The 23,221-nt window shown below is 61.0% G+C and carries 18 protein-coding genes; 8 read left to right on the top strand and 10 right to left on the bottom strand.

Going from position 1 to position 23,221, the window contains the following annotated elements; genetic code table 11:
- Positions 1–197: 197 nt before the first annotated feature.
- The 8 genes from rsmG to rpmH all read right to left on the bottom strand — a co-directional run bounded on the left by rsmG (position 198) and on the right by rpmH (position 10,239).
- A complete protein-coding gene (rsmG, locus tag LDN12_RS00235; protein WP_374045022.1) occupies positions 198–851 on the bottom strand; it encodes a 16S rRNA (guanine(527)-N(7))-methyltransferase RsmG in 654 nt (217 codons plus the stop codon).
- Positions 848–2,755: a tRNA uridine-5-carboxymethylaminomethyl(34) synthesis enzyme MnmG gene (gene mnmG / locus LDN12_RS00230; RefSeq protein ID WP_223920521.1), complete on the bottom strand. Its 1,908-nt coding sequence runs from the start codon at positions 2,753–2,755 to the stop codon at positions 848–850. Before mnmG ends, rsmG begins: the two co-directional genes overlap by 4 nt.
- Before the next feature lie 270 nt (positions 2,756–3,025).
- Positions 3,026–4,396, bottom strand: a complete 1,371-nt coding sequence (gene mnmE / locus LDN12_RS00225) for a tRNA uridine-5-carboxymethylaminomethyl(34) synthesis GTPase MnmE (protein WP_223920520.1) — start codon at positions 4,394–4,396, stop codon at positions 3,026–3,028.
- Positions 4,397–4,423: 27 nt separating this feature from the next.
- Positions 4,424–7,669 (bottom strand): UvrD-helicase domain-containing protein, encoded by a 3,246-nt coding sequence (locus LDN12_RS00220; RefSeq protein WP_223920519.1) that lies wholly within the window; start codon positions 7,667–7,669, stop codon positions 4,424–4,426.
- Between the two features lie 218 nt (positions 7,670–7,887).
- Positions 7,888–9,492, bottom strand: a complete 1,605-nt coding sequence (gene yidC / locus LDN12_RS00215) for a membrane protein insertase YidC (RefSeq protein ID WP_223920518.1) — start codon at positions 9,490–9,492, stop codon at positions 7,888–7,890.
- A gap of 24 nt (positions 9,493–9,516) precedes the next feature.
- Complete coding sequence (gene yidD, locus LDN12_RS00210) at positions 9,517–9,729, bottom strand: membrane protein insertion efficiency factor YidD (RefSeq protein WP_223920517.1); 213 nt, start codon at positions 9,727–9,729, stop codon at positions 9,517–9,519.
- A complete protein-coding gene (gene rnpA, locus LDN12_RS00205) occupies positions 9,702–10,082 on the bottom strand; it encodes a ribonuclease P protein component (protein WP_223920516.1) in 381 nt (126 codons plus the stop codon). Before rnpA ends, yidD begins: the two co-directional genes overlap by 28 nt.
- 7 nt (positions 10,083–10,089) lie before the next feature.
- Positions 10,090–10,239, bottom strand: coding sequence for a 50S ribosomal protein L34 (gene rpmH / locus LDN12_RS00200; protein ID WP_223920515.1), 150 nt, complete (start codon positions 10,237–10,239; stop codon positions 10,090–10,092).
- Positions 10,240–10,607: 368 nt separating this feature from the next.
- Here rpmH and dnaA point away from each other — a divergent pair, with 368 nt between their 5' ends.
- The 6 genes from dnaA (at position 10,608) to LDN12_RS00170 (ending at position 18,273) form a co-directional block, all read left to right on the top strand.
- Complete coding sequence (gene dnaA / locus LDN12_RS00195; protein WP_223923994.1) at positions 10,608–11,963, top strand: chromosomal replication initiator protein DnaA; 1,356 nt, start codon at positions 10,608–10,610, stop codon at positions 11,961–11,963.
- Between the two features lie 214 nt (positions 11,964–12,177).
- Positions 12,178–13,299 (top strand): DNA polymerase III subunit beta, encoded by a 1,122-nt coding sequence (gene dnaN, locus LDN12_RS00190; RefSeq protein ID WP_223920514.1) that lies wholly within the window; start codon positions 12,178–12,180, stop codon positions 13,297–13,299.
- Between the two features lie 12 nt (positions 13,300–13,311).
- Positions 13,312–14,424, top strand: a complete 1,113-nt coding sequence (gene recF / locus LDN12_RS00185; protein ID WP_223920513.1) for a DNA replication/repair protein RecF — start codon at positions 13,312–13,314, stop codon at positions 14,422–14,424.
- Positions 14,417–16,825: a DNA topoisomerase (ATP-hydrolyzing) subunit B gene (gene gyrB, locus LDN12_RS00180; protein WP_274382175.1), complete on the top strand. Its 2,409-nt coding sequence runs from the start codon at positions 14,417–14,419 to the stop codon at positions 16,823–16,825. The genes recF and gyrB overlap by 8 nt, the downstream gene beginning before the upstream one ends.
- A 237-nt stretch (positions 16,826–17,062) precedes the next feature.
- Positions 17,063–17,611 (top strand): DUF1003 domain-containing protein, encoded by a 549-nt coding sequence (locus LDN12_RS00175; protein ID WP_223920512.1) that lies wholly within the window; start codon positions 17,063–17,065, stop codon positions 17,609–17,611.
- Positions 17,612–17,691: 80 nt separating this feature from the next.
- The gene (locus LDN12_RS00170) at positions 17,692–18,273 is read left to right on the top strand and encodes a DUF4337 domain-containing protein (RefSeq protein WP_223920511.1); all 582 of its coding nucleotides are present in this window, start codon (positions 17,692–17,694) and stop codon (positions 18,271–18,273) included.
- A 78-nt stretch (positions 18,274–18,351) separates the two neighbouring features.
- Here the strand turns inward: LDN12_RS00170 and LDN12_RS17830 are convergent, their stop codons facing one another.
- Positions 18,352–19,227, bottom strand: a complete 876-nt coding sequence (locus LDN12_RS17830) for a hypothetical protein (RefSeq protein WP_274382174.1) — start codon at positions 19,225–19,227, stop codon at positions 18,352–18,354.
- Positions 19,228–19,438: 211 nt separating this feature from the next.
- Here LDN12_RS17830 and LDN12_RS00160 point away from each other — a divergent pair, with 211 nt between their 5' ends.
- Positions 19,439–20,389, top strand: a complete 951-nt coding sequence (locus LDN12_RS00160) for a D-2-hydroxyacid dehydrogenase (RefSeq protein ID WP_223920510.1) — start codon at positions 19,439–19,441, stop codon at positions 20,387–20,389.
- A 25-nt stretch (positions 20,390–20,414) separates the two neighbouring features.
- Entirely contained in the window at positions 20,415–22,799 is a 2,385-nt protein-coding gene (locus tag LDN12_RS00155; protein WP_223920509.1) for an ATP-dependent DNA helicase, read from the top strand.
- A 114-nt stretch (positions 22,800–22,913) separates the two neighbouring features.
- Here LDN12_RS00155 and LDN12_RS00150 read toward each other — a convergent pair whose 3' ends face one another.
- Positions 22,914–23,135, bottom strand: coding sequence for a hypothetical protein (locus LDN12_RS00150; protein WP_223920507.1), 222 nt, complete (start codon positions 23,133–23,135; stop codon positions 22,914–22,916).
- Positions 23,136–23,221 lie beyond the last annotated feature (86 nt).

Raw genomic sequence — 23,221 nt, 5'->3', positions numbered from 1 at the left:
CTGGTCACTTTAGTTCAGAATCCAGCGGTCTGCAACTCCATTCTATGCCAAAACGCCCGTTTCAGACGACATACGAAACAAAACGCCCAAATTTTCCTTTCAAGGCGTCCGGGCCGCCGAGGCAACCCTGCACCTGAACGCGCCCCGGAAACGGCGTCAGCGGCGATTTTTGGAATTTCGGCCCCCAAATGCCCATTTCAAGCGGCTTTGCGGGCTGTAACCCCTATCAGGTTACGTTCGCCCTTGTTGAACGGCAACCGATAGGGCGTGACCGACACGATTTCAAACCCCAGGGCGGCAAGACGCTCTTCATCCGCTTGGATTTCATCGGCGGCGCCCGGACCCTTCATGGCGACCAGCCGCCCCCCCTCCGCCAACAGCGGCGCGGCAAAACCGACAAATTGCTCCAGGCGCGAAAAGGCCCGCGAGGTGATCAGATCGAAGCCGTGACCATGGGTACGGCACAACTCCTCCACCCGGGCGTGGATAGCCTCGAAGCCGACGAATTTCAGGAGGCGGGCCACATGGCGCTGGAAGAGGATCTTTTTTCCGACCGCATCCACGGAGGTGACCGGAACCGAGGGTTTGACGATCTTCAAGGGGATGGCCGGCACCCCTGCCCCGGAGCCCATATCCAGCACCTTCTCGCCATCGCGCACGCAGCCGGCAAATACCAGGGCATCGAGAATGTGCTTCACCGCAATCTCTTCATCGGAGATGATGGCGGTGAGATTGATCTTGCGATTCCACTTTTTGAGTTGATCGGCGAAGAGTTCGAAAGCCAGGATATTCTCCTCCGAGATCTCCAGGCCCATCTCCTTCGCCCCCTGTTCAAGCGCGCGACGGATCACAGCGCCTCCGGCCCGGCTTCCCTGCCGCCCTGTTTCCCGCCCTTGGCCTTCAGGGCAATGGACAGCACCGAGATGGCGGCGGGCGTGACGCCGGGAATGCGCGAGGCCTGCCCCAGGGTGTCGGGCCGGTTCTTCGCCAGCTTTTCACGCACCTCGGTCGTGAGCCCGTTGATGGAAGAATAATCCAGATCCTCGGGTAACCGGGTGCCTTCCAGTTTGCGCGCCCGTTCCACCTGGTCAAGCTGCCGTTCGATATAGCCGCGGTATTTGACCTGGATCTCCACCTGCTCGCGCACCTCGGGAGACGTTTCACGTGAAACGTCGTCGAATTCCGCCAGCTCCCCATAGGTGATCTCGGGACGCCTGAGCAATTGTTCCAGGGAGGTCCCTTTCTGGATATCCCCAAGGTCATGCCGGGAAAGGAACTCCTGCTCCCGGTCATTCATGGTCAACCGGCCGGAACAGATCCGCTCGTATTCTGCGGCAATCATCTCCCGCTTCCGCAGGAATTGCCCGAAGACCTCCTCTCGAACCAAGCCGACGCTATGGCCCTTTTCGCGCAGGCGCATATCGGCGTTGTCCTCACGCAGGAGCAGACGGTACTCGGCCCGGGAGGTGAACATACGGTACGGTTCCCTGGTGCCCAGGGTGACCAGGTCGTCGATCATCACCCCGATGTAGGCCTCACTGCGCCCCAGCACCAAGGGCTCTTTCCCCTTGACCCTCAGGGCGGCGTTGATACCGGCCATCAACCCCTGGCCGGCGGCCTCCTCGTAGCCGGAGGTGCCGTTGATCTGGCCGGCGTGATAGAGATTGCGGATCAGCTTGGTCTCCAGGGAGGCGCGCAACTGGATCGGGTCCACGTAATCGTATTCGATGGCATAGGCCGGGCGCATGATCTCCACCCGTTCCAGCCCCTCGATGGAGCGATAAAACGGTATCTGGATGTCGATGGGCAGCGAGGTGGACATGCCGCTGGGATAGACCTCCACCGTTTCCAATCCTTCGGGCTCGATAAAGGTCTGGTGCCGGTCCTTGTCGGGAAAACGCACCACCTTATCCTCGATGGAGGGGCAGTAGCGCGGACCGATGCCCTCGATAACCCCGGCGTAGAGCGGCGAGCGGTCCAGGCCGGAACGGATGATCTCATGGGAACGCGGGTTGGTATAGGCGATGTGGCACGGCACCTGCGGCATGGTGATACATTCGGTTGAGAAGGAGAACGGCACCGGCGGGTCGTCCCCGTACTGGGGTTCCAACCGGGAGAAGTCGATGGTCCGGCCGTCGAGGCGCGCCGGTGTGCCGGTCTTGAGCCGCCCCACCTGGAAACCGAGCCGGCCGAGTTGCTCGGAAAGGCCCACCGAGGGGAGATCCCCGGCCCTGCCGCCCGGATAATTGGTCAGGCCGATGTGGATCAGGCCCCGCATGAAGGTGCCGGTGGTCAAAATGACCGTTTTGCCGAGAAAGCGGATGCCGGAGCGGGTATCCACACCCCGCAGTTCCTCACCCTCCAGGTAGAGCCCCGTCACCTCCCCCTGCTTGAGGTACAGGTCGTCCTGCTGCTCCAAAACCCGCTTCATGCGCAGCCGGTAGAGCTGTTTGTCCGCCTGGGCGCGGGAGGCGCGCACCGCGGGTCCCTTGCGGGTGTTGAGGATGCGGAACTGGATGCCGGTGGCGTCGATGTTCCTGGCCATCTCGCCACCCAGGGCGTCGATCTCCTTGACCAAGTGCCCCTTGGCAAGGCCGCCGATGGCCGGATTGCAGGACATGAGCGCAACCGCATCGAGGTTGATGGTCAGGAGCAGCGTGGAGCAGCCCATGCGGGCAGCGGCCAGGGCCGCCTCGCAACCGGCATGGCCGGCCCCCACCACAATCACATCGTATATGGTTTCATAGCAGTGCATCAATATCCTCCCCATGTTTCACGTGAAACATGAGCATCAGCTTGAATCCGCGACGACGGCAACTTCGTGTCCGGAAGAGCCGGGCCCGCGGACCTTGGTGTCATAACAGCCCACTCGCGAGGGCCCCGCCCGTATTCACGGCAGATTTGGCTTGGCCGATTGAGCAAAACCGCAGGCGTAGCAGCGCTACGTCGAGGATTTTGCAAGTGAGGCCGGGGCAAAGATGCCGTGAAGACGGGGCGGAGGCATGTTTCACGTGAAACATGGGCATCATTTTCCGATACAGAATGACGAGAAGACCACGTCCAGGACATCGTCCGTGGTGGTTTCCCCGGTGACCTGACCCACGGCAGCCAGGGCGTCGCGCAGGTCGATGGCCAGGGTTTCCAACTCCCGACCCTCGCCCAGGCCCGCAAGAAACAGCCGGAGGATCGAATGGGCCGAGGCCAGGGCGTCGCGATGACGGGCACGGGAGATGGCCACGAATTCGCGACTGTCCAGGGCCGCCCCGTGCAGAAAGGTGGTGCGGATCACCTCCCGAAGTCCGTCGATGCCGGCACCGGTGCCGGCGGACAGGGCGACGCGGGGCAGCGCCGCCAACTCGGGGGGCAGTTCCAGAACCGGCGGAAGGTCGCTCTTGTTCAACACCGCTATGGCCGTTTTCCCCGTCACGGCGTCCAGGATCAGTCGATCCTCATCCGTGAACGGCCGTGACGAATCGAGCACGAACAGCACCAGATCGGCCTGGGGGATCTTGTCCAGGGCGCGGCTGATCCCTTCGCGCTCCACAACGTCATCCGTGTGGCGGATACCGGCCGTGTCCAGCAGGCGGACCGCCAGCCCCCCCATGTTGACGGTTTCCTCGATGATGTCGCGGGTCGTGCCGGGTATATGGGTGACAATGGCGCGGTTTTCCTTGAGCAGGCGGTTGAGCAGACTGGATTTCCCGGCATTGGGCTTGCCGACGATCAATACGGAAATCCCGTCCCTCAGGATGCGCCCTTCGTCGAAACCGGCCAGCAACCTGCCGAGTTCCTCCAGGGCATCGGCAACGCCCGACCGCAGGGCCAGCGTGTCGGTCTCCCCGATGTCGTCTTCGGGGAAATCTATGGAGGCCTCGATAAAGGCAAGGCTCCTCGTCAACCCCTGGCGGATGGCTTCGATCCTGGCGGAGAGCGCGCCGGTACGCTGCCGCTGGGCAAGGGCCAGGGACGCATCGGTCTTGGCGGCGATCACATCCATGACCGCCTCGGCCTGCACCAGGTCGATCCTGCCGTTGATGAAGGCCCGGCGGGTGAATTCGCCCGGTTCGGCCAGACGCGCACCGCAGTCCAGGACCTTGGCCAGAACGCGCTCCACCACCAGCATGCCGCCATGGCAGTGCAGTTCCAGCACGTCCTCGCGGGTATAGGAACGGGGCGCCCGCATCAGGACCGCCATGGCCTCGTCCAGCACGCTGCCGTCATCCGGCGCCACCACCGTGCCGTAGTGCAGAAAATGATCGGTAAAGGCGCCGCCCGTGCGGAAACGGAAGAGCCGCAGGCCGATTGCCTCGGCACTGCCGCCGCTGATGCGCACGATGCCGATACCCCCCTCGCCCTGGGGGGTGCTGATGGCTGCGATGGTGTCCTCAATATACATGGCTGTTTCCTCGTTCCGTCCGGGGCGTCAAAACAGGTCCATCTGTCCCGGGTCCTGCGCACCCTTCGTTTTCCTGGCCGGACCTGCGGGCGCATCCGTCAGCAACGGTCGCGGGATCTCGGCGACAAACCGGGAGCGTTGACGGGGGGATGCCCCAACCCACGGCCTGTTGACGGCGGAGGTCACAATCACCCGCTCCCTGGCGCGGGTAAGGCCGACGTAGAACAGCCGGCGCTCCTCCTCGACATCCACATCCCGCCAGAGAGAACAGGGAAGCAGGCCTTCCTCCGCGCCCGCCAGGAATACAACCGGGAACTCCAGTCCCTTGGCGGCATGCAGGGTCATGAGGGCGACGGCCTCGGCCCGTTCGTCGTAGACCGTGGCCTCGGCATAGCGACGCAGGTGGCTGCCGAACCCCTTCAGGTCGCCGCCGAAGCTGCCGGCCAGATCCAGGAATCTCCCCGTGACGGTCTGAGCCGGGTCCACGGACAGGTACGGCAGCACGTCGAGCAGCGCCGCGGCCAGGCCGCTGCAGGCGGCGGCACGAAACCGGCCCAGGGACCGCTCCAGGTCAAGGAGAGCGCCGCGCAACCCCTGGGGCAACTCCCGGCCGGAAAGGGAGGCGAAGAAATCGCCCGTCAGGGGGAGTGCCGCCTCCATCCGCCCGATACCGGCCGCCCCGATCCCCGGAAGGGCGCTTGCAAGCTGAAGCCAATCGGCTATGGTCTCCGACCCGGCGGCCGCCTGCACCCAATAATAGGCCGCCCGTATCTCCGGGGCAAGGTAAAAGGGCGTGACCCCGACCTGCTGGTACGGTATGCCGCGCCGTTCCAGGGCGGCGGCAACCTCCTCGGCCTGCCTGCCGAGCCGGAAGAGCACAGCCAGGTCGCCGAACCCCAATCCCCGTCCTGTTTCGCCGTCCCCGCCCCGACCGGAATGGAGGGAAAAGTGTTCGATGCCCCCCATCAACTCCTCGATACGGCGCACGATGAATTCGGCCTCGGCCGCCCCGGTCGGCGCGGTATGCAGCTCAATGCCGCCCCGCCGCCCGGAAACGGCGGCCAGCGGCAGTCCGCTGCGCCTGTCGTTGTGGGCGATGACCGCCGTCGCCGCTGCAACGACCGAAGCGGGGCAGCGGTAGTTGCCGGTGAGGGATAACCGCTCGACACCCGGCATCCCGCCGAAGCGGAAGAAGAACTCCAGGTCGCTTCCCCGGAAGCCGTAGATGGCCTGGTCGGGATCGCCGATGGCAAAGATCCGGGCCCGGTCGGCCAGGATGGCCACCAGCTCGAATTGACTTTCGTTCAGGTCCTGGAACTCATCAACGAAGAGGTGCCCGACGCTGTCGCAGAAACGGCTGCGCAGGCCGGGCTCCCGGCCCAGCCGCTGGACAAAGGCCGGAATGACGGCATCCAGATCGAGGGCGACGAGGCGGTCCAGTTCGTCGAGATAGCGTTGAACCGGCTCGGAAACCTCATCGTCCGGTTGGATGAAATGATCGGCCACCTCGTCACCCAGGCGCTTCCGCTCCGTCACGCCCAGTTCCGGGAAGAGGCGCTTGAACAGACGCTCCCGGTCCTCCGGGCCGACCACCGCCAGACCGGGTGTTTCGCGACGGAGCCAATCGAGACAAAACCGGTGGAAGGTGCCCACGAACACCCCCATGCCGGCCGGCCCGACATCCCTCAGCAGGCGCTCGCGCACCTCCTCGGCCGCCTTGGCGGTAAAGGTGATGGCCGCCATGCGGGCCGGGTCGTTCCCCGCCGCCAGCAGGGTCGCCACCCGTCCTATCAGGGCCGTGGTTTTACCGGTCCCCGGCCCGGCGGCAACCAGGGTATGACGGCTCGTGGAGGCGATGGCCGCCGCCTGCTCCGGGTTGGGACCGGACGATTCCGCCGGGGGGACAGGGACAGGCGTCGCGTCCGTCTCCAGGGCAGGCAGCGCCACGGCCTCCGTCTTCTTTCTCCGGCGTCGCGGCGCCGGCCCATCGCCGAACAGGCTTCCCTGACCGGCCAGGCGTTCCGCCTCGCCTTCCTCGAAGACCCTGATCACGCCGTACTCGCCGTCGAAACCGGGTTTGCGGATGACCCGGCCGGCGCGCATGCGTTCCACGGCCTCTCCCAGGATCGGCGAAGCCTCGCGGATCTCCTCCAGAGGGGCGTGCAGCAACAGGTTGAATTCCGAACCGAACCGCCCGATGGTGCGGGCGTACTGTTCCATGACCCCCTTGGAGGCCGGTCCCGCCCCGACGATCTCTCCCAGCACCTCGGGCAAGGGGATGAGGCTGAACACGCTGGGCGCGTCCTCGCGGTAGAGCGGCTTCTCCCGGTCGGCCAGTTCCATCACCCGGTGATAGACACCGATGGTCAGGGGTCTGCCGCAGACGGGGCAGCGCAGCCCCAGCCTGCGGCTCTCCACGGGATCGAGGCAGACATGGCAGGCCCGGTGGCCGTCGGCATGGTACTTACCCTCTTCGGGGAAGAATTCCACCGTGCCCCGGAAGGTATCCCGCCGATTCCCCTTGATGGCGTCCCGCAGGGCGAAAAAATCCAGGTCGGTGGCCAGGAGGTTGGCCTCGCGCCCCAACTTGGAGGGGGAGTGGCAGTCCGAGTTGGAGATCAGGGCGAAACGGTCCAGGCCGGAGATGAGCCGGTTCATGTCCGGGTCGGAGGAAAGTCCGGTCTCCAGGGCAAAGACGTGGGGCGTCAGGTCGTCGAAACACTCCTCGATGGCGTCGAAGCCCGATTTCGAACCGAACAGGGAGAACCAGGGGGTCCAGATATGGGCCGGAACCAGGAACCCTTCGGGAGCCTCTTCCAGCAGGATCTCCAGCAGGTTTCGGCTGTCCAGCCCCAGGATGGGGCGGCCGTCGGACTCGATGTTGCCGATGCCGGCCAGTTTGGCGTTCAGCCGCTCGGCAGAGGCAAAGTCCGGCACGTAGAGCAGGTTGTGGACCTTGCGCACCACGCCGTGGCGTTTGTAGATACTGCTGATCTCGGCCGAGAGGAGAAACCGCACCGGCCCGGCAAGGGGCGTTGCCCCCGGCAGCGGCGAGGGGATGGCGGCCTCATTCTTCAGCCGGAACAACCCCGGTTCGGCCGGCTCCAACTCGTCCTTGAGGCGGCGGAACCAGCCGGGGTGAGTGAAGTCGCCGGTGCCGACCACCTGGATCCCCTTGACCCGCGCCCAGCCGGCCAGGCCGGCCGGATTACTCTCCGGGCTGGTGGCCCGTGAGTAGGGGGAATGGATATGAAGGTCGGCGATGTAGTCCATTAGACTGTGTCCCTAAGAGGTTGTTGAAAAACAGCCATCTCGCCGCCATCCTCGAAAGCCCTTTCGTGCGGCGTAGCGCTGCTACGCCTCCTCAGGGCTTTCTGCGGGTGCGACGATCTGACTATTTTTGAACAACCTGAGCTTTTTAACCTCTAAAGCAAAAAGCGCCCCTTGCCTGTGCAGGGGCGCTTTGATTGTGCCGCAACGGCCGGCGTTCGTCAATCCTTGACCAGCTTGTTGATGTACATCTGCTGGCCGATGGTCAGGATATTGTTCACCAGCCAGTACAGGACCAGGCCGGAAGGGAAGCTCAGGAACATGAAGGTGAACACCACCGGCAGGGCCAGCATCATCTTCTGCTGCATCGGGTCCATCTGGGAGGGGGTCATCTTCTGCTGCACGAACATGGTGATCCCCATGATGACCGGGGTGATGTAGTAGGGGTCCTTGTCGGACAGGTCGGTGATCCAGAAGAAGAACGGCGCGTGGCGCAGTTCGATGGAAGACATGAGCGCCCTGTAGAGGGCGAAGAACACCGGGATCTGTACGACCATGGGCAGGCAGCCCCCCAGCGGGTTGACCTTGTGCTCGCGGTACAGTTCCATGACCGCCTTGTTCATGCCGTCGCGGTCGTTTTTGTACTTCTCGCGGATCTTGTTCATCTCCGGCTGGATCTTCTGCATCCCCTTCATGGACTTGTAGCTCTTGTGGGTCAGCGGGAAGAAGATCGCCTTGAGGATAACGGTGATGATGATGATGGCGATACCGTAGTTGCCCACATAGCGATGGAAGAATTTGAGGGTATAGAGCAACGGCTTGGCTATGACCGTAAACCAGCCCAGGTCAAGGGACTGTTCCAGCGAATCGCCCTGGGCCTTGAGGATGTCGAGGTCCTTGGGGCCGACGAACAGGCGCTGCGACACCGTGGCCGCATGCCCCGGATTGATGGTGAACTGGGGGGCGGTGACGATCGCTTCCAGGAACCCGGCGGCGTTCTTTTTCACCTCGACGGAGGAGATGCTCCCCTTCTCGGCCAGAATGGCGCTCAGGAAGTATTTGTCGGCAAAGCCGGACCAGAGGATGTTCCGGTCGTATTTTTTCGATGCGGAGGCCACATCCTTGGTCTTGTCGGACTTGAGGCTGTTGTCGGTGTAGATGTAGGACCCGGACACGTCGAGACGGCTGTTCTTGACCTTGTGTTCGGCGGTATAGGTCATGACCTGCTGGATGGCTCCCACCAAAGGAGCAGCGGAATTGTTGAATACCTGGGTATCCAGCTTGATGCCGTAGGAGCCTTCGGCGAAGGTGTAGACCTTGCGCACCGTAAAGCCCTGGCCCGATACGTAGTTGAACGTCAATTGCCGGCTCTCGCCGGAGGACAGCGTAATCTTGTCGGCGTCCGGCTGGAAGACGGTGCCGTCCGGGAGGTTGATCCCGGTAGCCCTGGTCGAGAAGTTGAGAAGGGAGGGATCGGAGTGGATGCCGAGTACGACCTGGCTGGCCGTGGGGGTATTCTCCTCCCGGTATTTTTTCAGGGTCAGGGTTTTGAGGCTCCCGCCGCGGGAAGAAAACACCGCGGTGTAGAGGTCCGTATCCACGGTAACGTCCCGCGCGCCGGCCTGGCTCGTCTGAACGGCGGCACCATTGGCGGCGGCGGCCGGCGGCACCGCCGGCTCAGGGGCGGGGGTTGTCGCCGCGGAGGCAGAGACCGCTTCCTGAGCGGTTTTTTGCGGAAGCGGTTTCTTTCCCGGTCCAAAGACCATGGAAAATGCGTAGAAAACCGCTATCGAGAGAATGACTGCCAGAAATGCGCGCTTTTCCATAAAAGCTCCAGTTGTGCTCTTTAGTTAAGGTACCGGATCAAATCCACCCGGATGAAAGGGATGGCATTTGCAGAGCCTGATAAGGGTAAGCCAAACTCCCCTGGCAACTCCATGCCGTACAATTGATTCGCGGGAATACTCGGAACAGGAGGGATAAAACCGGCAGGTCTGCGGAAGAAGTGGCGACAGCAGCTTCTGGTACAACCTGATTACGATGAGCGCAATGCGCTTGAGCATGGGGATGTGCCGATATGCCTGAAGGCCTTTTCAAGTTCGCGCTGAACGGCGCTGAAATCCAGTGCCGCGGCGTCGCGCCGTGCCACTACGTTGATGTCGACCCCCGGTAACGGAAACCGCATCTGCCTGAACGACTCTCTGATATAGCGTTTGACCCTGTTGCGAATCACGGCGCAACCGACCTTTTTACTGACCGTGGCCCCCAGGCGTGCCTGGGTTCCACCGTTCTCCAGCCATACGACAAGGAAACCCCTGGTGGCAAACTTGTGGGGAGAGTTCAGAAGCCTGAGGAATTCGAAACGTTTCCGCAGCCGTACCGACTTGGGAAACGCATCGGCGCCCCGCTCTCCCACAAATCGGCTACTTGGTTGCAATGCCGACGGACAGTCTTTTACGGCCTTTGGCCCTTCTGCGCTTGATGACGAGACGTCCGTTCTTGGTGGCCATGCGGACCAGAAAGCCGTGGGTGCGCTTGCGCGAGATGTTGCTGGGTTGAAAGGTTCTTTTCATATTATCACTCCTCTAAAATATTTATCAGGAAATGGGTTTTTAATCATATCGTCTTGAAATTGTCAAGATAATTATTACTGACCCGGAATGCGCACCCAGAGGTGATTTGCCTTGAAAAATGGTGCGGCCTCTGTTAATCTGCCCTAGCCCGAAAAAACCCTGAATATTCAGTAAAGTATGTTTAAGTATTCGATTTTATTACAGTTAAAGTTATCAACAGGTGTTGAAAATTATGTTGATAACTGTTGATATTCCATAAGGGGCAGCGAAGTAAAAACGGTTCATACCATTGGTAATTAGTCATATCCGACCACTGTGGATAACCCCACTGCCTCCACTCCCCCTGATAATGAGAATGTGATGTGAAAATGCACGTAGCCTGGCAACAAGCCGCCGAAAACCTGGAAAAAGTCCTTTCCGAGCGAGATTTTGCCACCTGGATCAAACCGGTAAATTACAGCCATGTCGAGGGCACTACCGTCTATCTTTCCGTTCCGACCTCCTTTTTCAAGGATTGGCTGGAAGAGAATTATCAGAAGGTCATCCTTGGCGCGTTATCGGTCACTTCGGGGCATAACCTGTCCCTCTCCTTTGTCGTCAGGGATCAAAACAGCGAATCCGAAACCGTCTTGCCGGAAGATCTCATCATCAAGGGGCATCAGGAAGAGTCCGAACAGGCCAAGAACGCCCAGGTCGATTCGACCTTCACCCATTTAAACCCCAAATATACCTTCGATCTGTTTGTCAGCGGAACCGGCAACCACTTTGCCCACGCAGCCGCCATGGCGGTGGCCAACAATCCGGCCGATACCTATAACCCGCTCTTCATCTACGGTGGCGTCGGCCTCGGCAAAAGCCACCTGCTGAACGCCATCGGGCATACCATCCGCAGCGCATCGCCCGCTTTGAACGTCTGCTACTGCTCGGCCGAAAAGTTCATGTACGAGATGGTGAATCATCTGCGCCTCAAAAAAATGGATATGTTCAGAAGCCGCTTCAGGAATGTGGACGTGCTCCTCATCGACGATATCCAGTTCATATCCGGCAAAACAGGGACCCAGGAGGAGTTTTTCCACACCTTTAACGCTCTCCATGAGGCCCATAAACAGATCGTCATTACCTCCGACAAGTTCCCCCGGGAGATATCCGACCTGGAGGAGCGGCTCCGGTCCCGCTTCGAATGGGGTTTGATAGCCGACATCCAACCGCCCGACCTTGAGACCAAGATCGCCATTCTCAAGAAAAAGTCGGAGGTGACGAAGATCCGTCTGCCCGAGGATGTCACCTATTTTCTCGCCTCCAGCGACACCCGGAACATACGCGAACTGGAAGGGATGCTGATCAGGCTGGGCGCCTACAGCAGCCTGCAGAATATCCCCATAACCCTTGAGATGGCCAAGGAAAGCCTTAAGGACATCCTCGGCGACCGGCGCAAAGAGATCACCATCGAGTTGATCCAGAAAGCGGTAGCCGAGCAGTTCGGTATCAAAATAGCCGACCTGAAATCGGAAAAGCGGCAGAAGAACCTCGTCCAGGCCCGTCAGATAGCGATCTGGCTCTGCCGGGACATGACGAAGGCCTCCTATCCCGATATCGGCTCGAAATTCGGCGGCAAGGACCATTCAACGGTTATCTACGCCACCAAAAAGATCGAAAAGGCGTTGCATGACGACCAGAAATTTTTCAAGGTGGTCGACGATATACGGCAGGGCATCCTGAAATGATAACAACCCTGTTAACTGCGTGTGGATAGATGTGCATAACATCCGTCTTGTTGATAACCGGCCCCTGCGACCGAAACTTATCAACAGGCCTGTAAGCGAAAATCTTCCATTGAATTTGAGTGTTATGCAATTTTAACGATATCAACAGGACCAACAATAACAACAAAGGTTTAAAAATCTTTTATATAAAACCTTTTCCTGTAAGGAGTGACAGATGGAATTTACAATCGATAAGGAACTGTTCCTCAAATCGCTGCAGAAGATCCAGGGCATCGTGGAAAAGCGGACCTCCATGCCGATTCTGTCAAATGTCCTTTTGGAAGCGACGGATTCCGCACTCCACGTCACGGCCACCGACCTGGAAGTGGGCATGAAGAGCACCTATCCGGCCGAGGTCGCGTCACCCGGCAGGATTACGGTCGGCGCCAAGAAGCTGTATGAGATCGTCAAGGAACTCCCCAACCAGGCAATCGTCTTCTCCACAAAGGACAACGACTGGGTGGAGATCAAATGCGGCAAGGTGCAATTCAACATTGTCGGGCTTTCTCCCGACGAGTTTCCCTATTTTCCGGACATCAAGGAAGAAAGTCTCTTCGAGATCGAGAGCGCCCTTTTGAAGGGGATGATCGAGAAGACCTCCTACGCCATTTGTAACGACGAGACCAAATACAACTTAAACGGCATATTCGCCAAGGTCGAGGTCAACGGCAACGGTGAAAACTCCCTCAAAATGGTTGCCACCGACGGCCATCGCCTGTCCATCGCCACCGGGCCGCTGAAGGGAACCGCCGGTCCCGAGCTTTTGAAGGGGGTCATCCTCCCCAAAAAAGGCGTGTATGAGATGAAAAAGATCACCGAGGAGGACAGCGGCACCCTGCTGTTCGGCTTCATGGACAACAGCGCGGTGATCAAGCGGGGCGATTCCTACATGGTCATGCGCCTGGTGGACGGTGAGTTTCCGGACTATAATCGGGTCATCCCCGCGGCCAACGATCGCATCGTCACGGTCAGCAGGGAGAACTTCACCCACTCCGTCCGCAGGATGGCCATACTCTCCAGCGAAAAATTCAAAGGGATCATGCTGGAGATAACCCCGGACGGGATAAAGATCTCCTCGAGCAATCCCGAACTGGGCGACGCCATGGAGGATCTCGACGTAAGCTACACCGGCGAGCCGATCTCCGTCAGGTTCAATGCCCGTTATCTTCTGGACGTGCTGGCCGTGGCCGAAACCGACAGCGTCGAGATGAAATTCAGGGATGAACTCTCCCCCTCGATCATCGTACCGGAGAATTCGGACAGCTTCTTGGCAGTGATCATGCCGATGAGGCTCTGACGACAGAGACGGATGCGGCTTAAACACCTTGCTGTCGCCGGTTTCCGGAATATCGGGGCAGTTCGCATACAACCCGGCGAAGGTTTCAACCTGCTGTACGGCCTCAATGGGCAGGGCAAGACCAACCTGCTGGAGGCGATCTACCTGCTGGGGAGCCCCCGATCCTTCAGGAATGCCCGCCTTCCCGAGTTCATCGGGCATGACCGGCCCATGGCGCAGATTCAGGGCGAGGTCCTCTCGGCCGGCACGCTGAACCGGATCAGGTTGACGCTGGAGGCTGCCGGCCGCCGGGTAGAGGTGGACGGCAAAGGCATTCAACGGGCATCCGACCTGCACGGCAGGCTGAACGCGGTGGTTTTCTCCCCCGACGATACCGGCATGGTCAGGCTGGGGCCCGACGCGCGACGCCGTTACCTGGACCGGGCCGTCTACATGGGAGACATCGGTTACCTGCACAGTTGGCACGGCTACCACCGGATTCTCAAACAGCGCAACCACCTCCTGAAAGGCGCCGACCGGACCGGCCTGGATACCTGGACCGAACAGCTGGCCGAGGCCGGGGCCGAGGTCATCGAACGGCGGCGGCGCTACGTGGCGCTGCTCAACGGCATGCTTGAACGGCACTATGCCACGATTTCCGGGGATGGTGAGACGGCGGGCATCGCCTACCACCCCGAAGGGATACAGGCCAACGACCGGGAGGCCATTCGCGGCCAACTGCTGGAGTTGTTCGCCCGGCATGCCCGGAGCGACGAACGGTACGGCACGACAACGGCCGGACCCCATCGGGACGACCTGATGCTCTGCCTGGACGGCAGGCCGCTCAAGAGTTTCGGATCCCAGGGACAACAGAAGAGTTTCGTCCTGGCGCTGAAGATGGCCGAGGTCGACAACCTCCAGGCGATCTTCCGGGAGCCGCCGCTCTTGCTTCTGGACGATATGAGTTCGGAACTGGATGCCCGCAGGAACCGGAATTTGATGGATTTTCTCTGCTCGCGGGAGATCCAGGTATTTATCACCACCACGGAACGATCACCGGCCCTGTTGGGCGCTGCTGCACACTGCGCCGTCTTCCGCGTGGAAGACGGCAATCTGACGTTTGAGGGAAATGAACCGCATGAGTGAACAATCGGACAACATGACGCATGATGTAGAAGAGTATGGAGCGGATAATATCAAGGTTCTGGAAGGCCTGGCTGCGGTGCGCAAACGCCCGGCCATGTACATCGGCTCTACCTCCAGCGCCGGTCTGCACCACCTGGTGTACGAGATCGTGGACAACTCCATCGACGAGGCCCTGGCCGGCCACTGCGACAGTGTCAGCGTAACCATCAACACCGACGGTTCGGTGACGGTGGTGGACAACGGCCGCGGCATACCTACCGATATGCATCCCACCGAAGGCAGGTCGGCGGCTGAGGTCGTCCTCACCGTGCTGCACGCCGGGGGCAAGTTCGACAACGACTCCTACAAGGTCTCGGGCGGTCTGCACGGCGTCGGGGTTTCCGTCGTCAACGCCCTCTCCAAGTGGCTGGAACTGGAGATCCGCCGGGACGGCAAGGTCTGGCGCCAGTCCTACCGCCGGGGCGACCCCCAGGCGCCGCTGGCGGCAACCGGCGAGACCAAGAAGCGGGGCACCAAGGTCACCTTCATGCCGGACGAAGAGATCTTCGAGACCACGGAATATTCCTTCGACGTTCTCTCCCAGCGCCTGCGCGAGCTGGCCTTCCTCAATGCCGGGGTCAGGATCAAGATCACCGACGAGCGGGTGGAGAACAAGTCCCACGAATTCTACTACGAGGGGGGCATCAACTCCTTCGTGGAATATCTGAACCGCAACAAGACCCCGCTGCACCCGCGGCCGATCTACATCAAGGGTGAAAAGGGAGGGGTGGAGACCGAGGTCTCCATGCAGTACAACGACTCCTACGACGAGAAGATCTTCACCTTCGCCAACAACATCAACACCCACGAGGGGGGTACCCACCTGGCGGGCTTCAAGGCGGCCCTGACCCGCACCATGAACAGCTACGCCACCGCCAACAACCTGCTCAAGAACGCCAAGGTGACCATCTCGGGCGACGACCTGCGCGAGGGGCTGACCTGCGTCATCTCGGTCAAGATCCCCCAGCCCCAGTTCGAAGGGCAGACCAAGACCAAGCTGGGCAACTCCGAGGTCAAGGGGTACGTGGAAACCCTGCTGAACGACAAACTGGCCCAGTTTCTGGAGGAGAACCCCCAGATCGCCAAGCGCATCCTGGAGAAGTCCATCGACGCGGCCCGGGCCCGTGAGGCGGCCCGCAAGGCGCGCGATCTGACCCGCCGCAAGGGCGCCCTGGATATGGGGGGATTGCCGGGCAAACTGGCCGACTGCCAGGAAAAGGACCCGGCCCTGTGCGAACTATACCTGGTCGAGGGCGATTCCGCCGGCGGTTCGGCCAAACAGGGGCGCGACCGGAAGTTCCAGGCCATCCTGCCGCTCAAGGGGAAGATCCTCAACGTGGAGAAGGCGCGCTTCGACAAGATGATCTCCTCCCAGGAGATCCGCACCCTGATCACGGCCCTGGGGACCGGGATCGGCAAGGACGACTTCGACATCGCCAAGCTCCGCTACCACCGCATCATCGTCATGACCGACGCCGACGTGGACGGCTCCCACATCCTGACCCTGCTTCTGACCTTCTTCTACCGCAACATGCAGGAGCTGATCCAGCGCGGGCACCTGCACATCGCCCAGCCGCCGCTCTACAAGGTGAAACGCGGCAAGAAGGAGATGTACCTGAAGAACGAGGCGGCGATGCAGAACTTCCTCCTGGAGGAAGGGGCCGAGGACCTGACCCTGCGCCTGGAGAAGGGGGACCGGACCTATATCGGGAAACAGATCATTCCGGTCATCAAACAGCTCATGGAGAACCGCGCCATCTTCGACAAGGTGGTCAAGAAGGGGATCGCCGGCGACCTGCTCTCCCTGGCCATTCGCAGCAATGTGCCGGCCGGCCTGGAAGAGCTTTCCGGCCTGGAACCGTACCTGGAAGCCATGAAGGCGCTCTCCCCCGGTTCCGACTACCAGGTGGAGGAGGACCGGATCACCTTCCGCATCGGCAACATCCGGGCGATCATCGACCACCAGGTGCTGTCCGTACTCTCGACCCACGAGTACGAGTTGTTGGTGGAGAATCACCGCCGCGTGGTCGAGACCATGGCCGACGGCCGGGCCTTCCTTGAACAGCAGGAGGGAGGGAAAGTCCTTTTGGAGACGGCCAACCATGAAGAATTGCTCATCTTCTTCCTGGAACAGGCCAAGAAGGGGCTCGCCATCCAGCGTTACAAAGGCCTGGGCGAGATGAACCCGGAGCAGCTCTGGGAGACGACCATGAACCCGGAAAACCGCGTGCTGCTCCAGGTCAAGATCGAGGATATCGTCGAATCGGACGAGATCTTCACGATCCTGATGGGGGACCAGGTGGAGCCCCGCCGCGAGTTCATCGAAACCAATGCGCTTAATGTCGTGAATCTGGATATCTAGGATTTATTTTGTAGGGGGTGAGAATGATTTCGTCCGGGACGGAGTCTTTCATCCGTATGGTAAAGACCGTGCCGGTCAACTCCAGGTTGATCGCGCGGTCTTTTGTTTTGTCCGCGAAGACGTTACTCAGCCCCGTCATATGCTGAGTAACAAAAAGATCGATACAGTGGGTAGGAACAGCAAACAACGCAGCAATTCTTTTCTACTGGAGGCGGTGTAGCCTATAAAGGAGACCGTATGGAAAAAGAGCCCAAGGTAATTGATCCTGCCCCCGTCACCGATGGCCTGGATAACTATTTCCGGTTCCATCGTCCTCACCGCCACCTGGGCCCTGTCTTCGGGGATGATTGGTTTTCACTGAAAGCCGAAGCGTTCGCCCGTTTTTTCGGGACGCCGGTTTTTCTCGTTACCCAGACCGTAATTGTTGCCATCTGGATCGGGCTGAACGTAGTCGGATTTACCAAGTTCGATGTGTACCCGTTTATTCTGCTCAACCTCGCATTCAGTCTCCAGGCAGCCTATGCCGCTCCCCTGATCCTGCTTGCTCAGACGAGACAGGCGGACCGCGACAAGGCGCACGCCGACGCCGATGCGCAACACCGGGAAGCCCTGGCCCTGGCCAGCGAGCAGCGGGAGACCCTTGCCGCGCACCAAGCCTGCCAAATAATGGAATTGCTACAACAGAATACGCAGTTGACGGAACTTGTCAGAGACCTGAGCCAGCGTATCGAGGCGCTGACCACGGAGATGCACGGCAAGATCGTCCAGGGAGCCGTAAAACCTTAGGGAATTGCCCCTGAAGCTGAAACGGCAAGCTGCGAGTACCCATCAGACCGCACCAACCGGCGAATGAAAGGAGGCACAGGATGCCCGAAGGGCCGGAAGTCGAAACCGAAAAACTGCACGAAGCCATCAAGGAAGAGCTGGAGCGGGAGGGGGGATCGTTCCTCAAGCAGATCTCCATCACCACTGCAATCCTCGCCGTTCTCGCCGCCATCGCATCGCTTCAGGCCGGCGCCACGGTCAACATGGCCCTGGTGTTGAAGACGGAGGCGACGCGGCTGCAATCCGAAGCCTCGGACCAATGGGCCTATTACCAGGCCAAGGGGATCAAGGCGGCGGTCCAGGAGGCGTCGCGCACGCCATGGCTGGCCATGGGCAAGAATCCTCCCCCTGCCTATGGGGAAAAAGCGCAGCGCTACGGCGAAGAGCAAAAGGAGATTGCGGCCAAGGCGCATGAGAAGGAGCGGGAACGGGACGAGCGGCTGCGGGAATCCGACCACCTCCTCCATAAGCACCACGGCTTTGCAAGTGCGGTCGCGCTCTTCCAGGTATCCATCGCCCTGGGCGCCGTGGCGGCGTTGACGCGCTTCAGGCTAGTCTGGTTCGCTTCGCTGCTCGCGGGAGGGGTAGGGATAATTCTCTTTGCCTGGCCCCTGTTGCAATGATCGCCGGATCGAGAGCCGAAAACAAAAACGCGGAGAGCGTGATCCGCTTCCGCGTTTTCATTGTGTCCTTCTCCGCCATCAGTGGCGGTGTTCTACCCGCCCGCGAAACGCGGGACGGTGAAAGCGCCCGTCGTAATGCCCTCTGTTGCGCTCATACCGGTCGAACTCCGCGTCCCGGAAATACCGGATGTTCTCGATCCGGTACCGGAGGAACACCGGCGGGCGAACCCTCCGCGGGGCAAACACCCACGGCCCGTTGTAATAGGGGCTGTGATACCAGCGCCCGCCGTAGAAGTAGAAGTACTCGCTCCCCGTATAGATCAGGTCGTAAGGAACCCCCACGGCCACATACATGCCCAGCCTGGGCGAATAGATGAACTGCGGGGCGGCATCGAGATAGATCTCCGGAGCCGGTTCCGGCACCACCTCGGGCGGCGGGGGCGGTACCGCCGCCCGGACCACGACAGGCGGCGGTGCCGTCACTACGGGCTTGGGCGCTGCGGCAACGACACGGGCCCGGTATCCGGGCACCTGGTTGCCGTAGCTGTACATGCACTGCACATAGGCATTGTCATACCGGCGTTGCGCTTCCTGGCCATAGACCTGGCCCGAACCCGAGCCTGCCGCCGTTCCGACGAGAAGCCCGCCGGCCGCGCCGATGAGGGCGCCCACCCCCGCGTGGCCGGAGGCGGAACCTACGGCCGCACCCAGCCCGGCCCCCACGGCCGTGCCCGCAACCGCCCCGGTGGCGACATTCCGGTCATAGGCTTCCTGGGTCGGCTTCCCCATCTGCCGTTCCGCCCACTGCCGGCACGTGGCCTCTTCGGCCCGGAACGTATCGAACGGCTTTCCTTGTGCCGGCAGCACGTTGACGCTCGGCCCTTCCGGAAGGGTCGCGCAGCCGCACAACAGCAGCAGCAAAAGATATGGCGCCTGTTTCCCTATAAATCCCATGGTGTTCTCATCTCCTTGTTTCCGGTGGCAGGGGCACGGAAGAAACTCCCCTTGCCCCCATCATTCCCTAGTAACAAGAACGCATCATGTTTAAAAAGGTTACAGGAAAGTTTTGCATTCCGGATGCCGTGCCCCGCGGACCGCGATTCCGGTTGACCACGCTTCCATGAATCGCTACATTCTTCCCGTGCAGCCTCCCGACGATGCCGTAATGAAAGAGAAAGAGCGCGCCATGGACATAACCCGCCTCCTCATCCACCTTTCCAACAGCGTAGACGCCTTCGCGCTCAAACCGCGCCATGTGGATCAGATCCGCGCGGCCCTCCCGGAGGTGCGTATTACCGTCGCCGAAGGGAACAGCGATTTTCTGGAGAAACTCCCCGAGGCCGATTGCGCCCTGGTGTGGTCGTTCAAGCCCGGCTGGTACGAACGGGCTCCCAGGCTGAAGGCGCTCTTTACCCCCGCCGCCGGACACGACTGGGTCGCGGAAGACCCGTCCGGCCGGGTGCGGACCTGTTACGGGAGCTTCCACGGCCGGATCATGCGCGAGAGCCTCCTCTCCATGATGCTGTTTTTCAACCGGCGCATCGGCCAGTCGCTTGATGATCAAAGTAACCGGATTTGGGGGCGCTCGGGCTATGGCGATTGCGTGGCGCTCTTCAGCCAGCGGGTGATGATCGTCGGTTGCGGGTCGCTGGGGCGGTCCGTGGCGGAATTATTGAAGGCCTTTGGAGCGCACGTCACCGGGGTCAAGCGCGATCCGGCGGGATTCGGGGGCACTCCCGGCATCGACAGGATGATCGCGTTCGACAGGCTGGAAGAGGAACTCCCCCATGCCGATCACGTGGTGCTGCTTCTTCCGGGAGGGAAGGGGACCGAGGGTATCTTTACCGCCCGGCACTTCACTGCCATGAAACAGGGGGCCTGCCTGTATAACCTGGGACGCGGCACCTGTTACCGGGAAGCGGACCTGCTGGCCGCCCTCGACCATGGCCCCCTTGCGGGCGCCGGCCTGGATGTCTTTGCGGAAGAGCCGCTGCCCCCCTCCTCGCCGCTCTGGGGGAGGCACAATGTCCTGATTACGCCGCATTCCAGCGCCATCAGCCGGGAGTACATCGATCTCTTCATCCAGGAGTGGCTTGCAGCCCTCCGGGGGATGTAAGCCAGTGTCCCGCGCGGTGCAGGAGATGAATAAACCGATTACCATACCGCTCCGCGATTTTGCCCTGCCTGCCCCGCGGTCCGGCAGCATTGAGGCGCACTCGGGCTACGGCCGCTCGGCGGCCGACGGACAGGAGATTCACGTCCGGGTGCAGAAGCAGCGGGCAAAGGCCGACCCCGCATATCAATCGGAAGTGCCGGTCAGCGGCCTGTTCGAGAGAGCCGGGTGCTCATTTCGCGTTGACGGCCGGATGGACGGGATATTCCGTCACGATGTGCCGAAGATAGAGGAGATCAAGAGCTCGTTCAACATCCGGGAGCTGGCGCGGCATCTGACGGACGCCCCCATGGATCATCCCTACTGCCTGCAACTGCTGACCTACGGTTACCTCTACTGGCGCGAACACCGCGTCCTCCCCACCCTCGCCTTCCATCTGGTCTCCTCCCGCACCAGCGAGACGCATGACCTTGATCTGGCCCTTACCCCGGCCCTGTACGAACAATGGCTCGACCGCCGCCTTGACGAACTGGTTGTTGAAACGCACCAGGCCGGGAAACGCGCCGCCCGGCGCCGCAAGGTCGCCGCCTCTTTCGCCTTTCCGTTTGCCGACCCCCGTCCCGGTCAGGTCGAACTCATGCAGACAATCGAGCGATTCATGGAGGAGCGGCATCCGATGCTCATACAGGCCCCCACCGGTCTCGGAAAAACCGTGGGCGTTCTCTACCCGGTCCTGAAGGAAGCCCTCGGCCGTGGGCAGAGGGTCGTGTACGTCACGCCGAAAAACAGCCAGCACTCCGTGGCCGAGGACGCCGTCGCCCGCTTCCAGGATACGGGGGCAAAACTCAAATCCCTCTCCATCACCGCCAAGGGCAAGATCTGCTTCAAGAACGAGCCGTTGTGCGATCCCGACTACTGCGAGTATGCCCGCGATTATTACGGGAAGGTCCACGGGCAGGGGCTCCTCCAAATGCTGGCGCGAAAAAGGAGTCTGAAGGCCCGCACGTTCCGCGATCTGGGGGAGCGGTACCAGGTCTGCCCGTTCGAACTGCAACTCGACAGCGCCCGCGAGGCGGACATCGTCATCTGCGATTACAACTACGTGTTTGCCCCGCGCTCGCCGCTGGGACGCACCACGGACATCGCCGTTGACCAGACCGGCAAGCCCAATCTGGTTATCGACGAAGCCCACAACCTTCCGACACGGGCCATGGACTCCTATTCGCCGGTGCTTTCGTCCGTCCTGCTGGAACAGATGCGTGCCGAAATCCAAAACGCGAACCCGCGCTTTCGCCATGAGGCCGAGGGGCTTCTGGACGGTTGCCTTCAGGCCGTTGCCGCCTGCCGAAAGCCCGGTTGCACGCAACCGCAGCGAATCGACCCTCCCGTGGACCTGTTTTTCAACCAACACTCCCGGCTCGGCGCCTTCCTCTCCCGCTACCTGGACTCGGGCGTGGAAATACCGCACCAGGACGTGATTCTGCGACTCTGCCATTACTGGGGCGAATTCACGGAGACCCTGGAGTTCGTCAGCCATCCGGACCGGCACGAGTTTTTCACCACCTATCATCCCCATCCGGCCGGCGGCGTGGTGAAAATAACCTGTTGCGACGCTTCGGCGATGCTGAAGGATTGCTATGGCGACTATCAGCAGGTGGTGGGTTTCTCGGCCACCCTGAAACCTTTTGACTATTATGTGCGCCTTTCCGGCCTGGACAAAGACAGGGTGAGAACGGCGGAGTTTGCCAGCCCGTTTCCGAAGGAGCGGCGCAAGCTCCTGATCATCCCCCAGATATCGACCCGTTACAGCCATCGCGGACGCAACTACGCCAGGATCGCGGAGGTCGTCCAGCGCGTGACGGCACTGCGCAAGGGTAATTATTTCGTGTTCCTGCCGAGCTTCGAGTTCCTTGAGCGGGTCGCCTCCCTCTTTCAACCTTCGGACGGTTTTACGGTGTTACGCCAGGAGCGGGGCATGAAAGCCGCCGGCATAGAGGAGATCGTCGGGAATCTTCGCGCCCGGAGCACTCCGACGATCGTCTTCGCCGTACAGGGGGGCTCTTTTTCCGAGGGCATGGACTACGCGGGGGAAACGGTTATCGGGGCCTTCGTGGTCGGGCCGCCGCTCCCTACCTACGATCTCGAACGCGAGCAGATGAGGGGGTATTACCAACAAAGGTACTCCGCAGGCTTTGAGTACGCCTACACGATACCTGCCATGGCCAAAGCGGTCCAAGCCGCCGGGCGGGTCATCCGCTCCGAGACGGACAAAGGCCTTATCGTCCTGATGGACGGAAGGTTCCTGGAGCCGGGTTTCAGCCAGGCGATGCCGGCCGACTGGTTCGCGTCGGATGTTACGGAGATGGTGTCCGGCAGCATTTTGAGCGAGGTCGCCGATTTCTGGGGGACGTGACGCGACCGGCGGCGGGCAACCTTTTCGCCCGCTTCATTGAAACAACAAAAGGGGCCGCATTGAGCGACCCCTTTACCGTGTGCCCTGATTCAATTTTCACCTCCCTGAGAGTGGTCAGGCTTTGTGTGCCTTCAATTCGTCCTTCACGACTCCCGTCATCCCTTTCGCCATTCCGAACATGAGCAGGAGGGCCGGCATGGCTTGTGCGAGGATTATCAGTGCGCAGAAGCCGAGGAAGATCCAGGAGAAGAGCCCGCTGTCGTCGACGCGCGGTGTGGAGGCTGCGAATGCGGTTGCGGGGGCGATGGTTCCGATGATGGTGGCGAGTGCTTTCATGACGTCCTCCTTTTATTTGGTGATCCGTTAGGCTCTTGACCAAGTAATAGCATCGAGCGTGCCATAACGGCGGGCTATCTCGACTG

The sequence above is a fragment of the Geobacter sp. AOG2 genome, from assembly GCF_019972295.1.
GTDB lineage: Bacteria > Desulfobacterota > Desulfuromonadia > Geobacterales > Pseudopelobacteraceae > Oryzomonas.
This window is presented reverse-complemented; position numbering and strand designations above follow the sequence as displayed.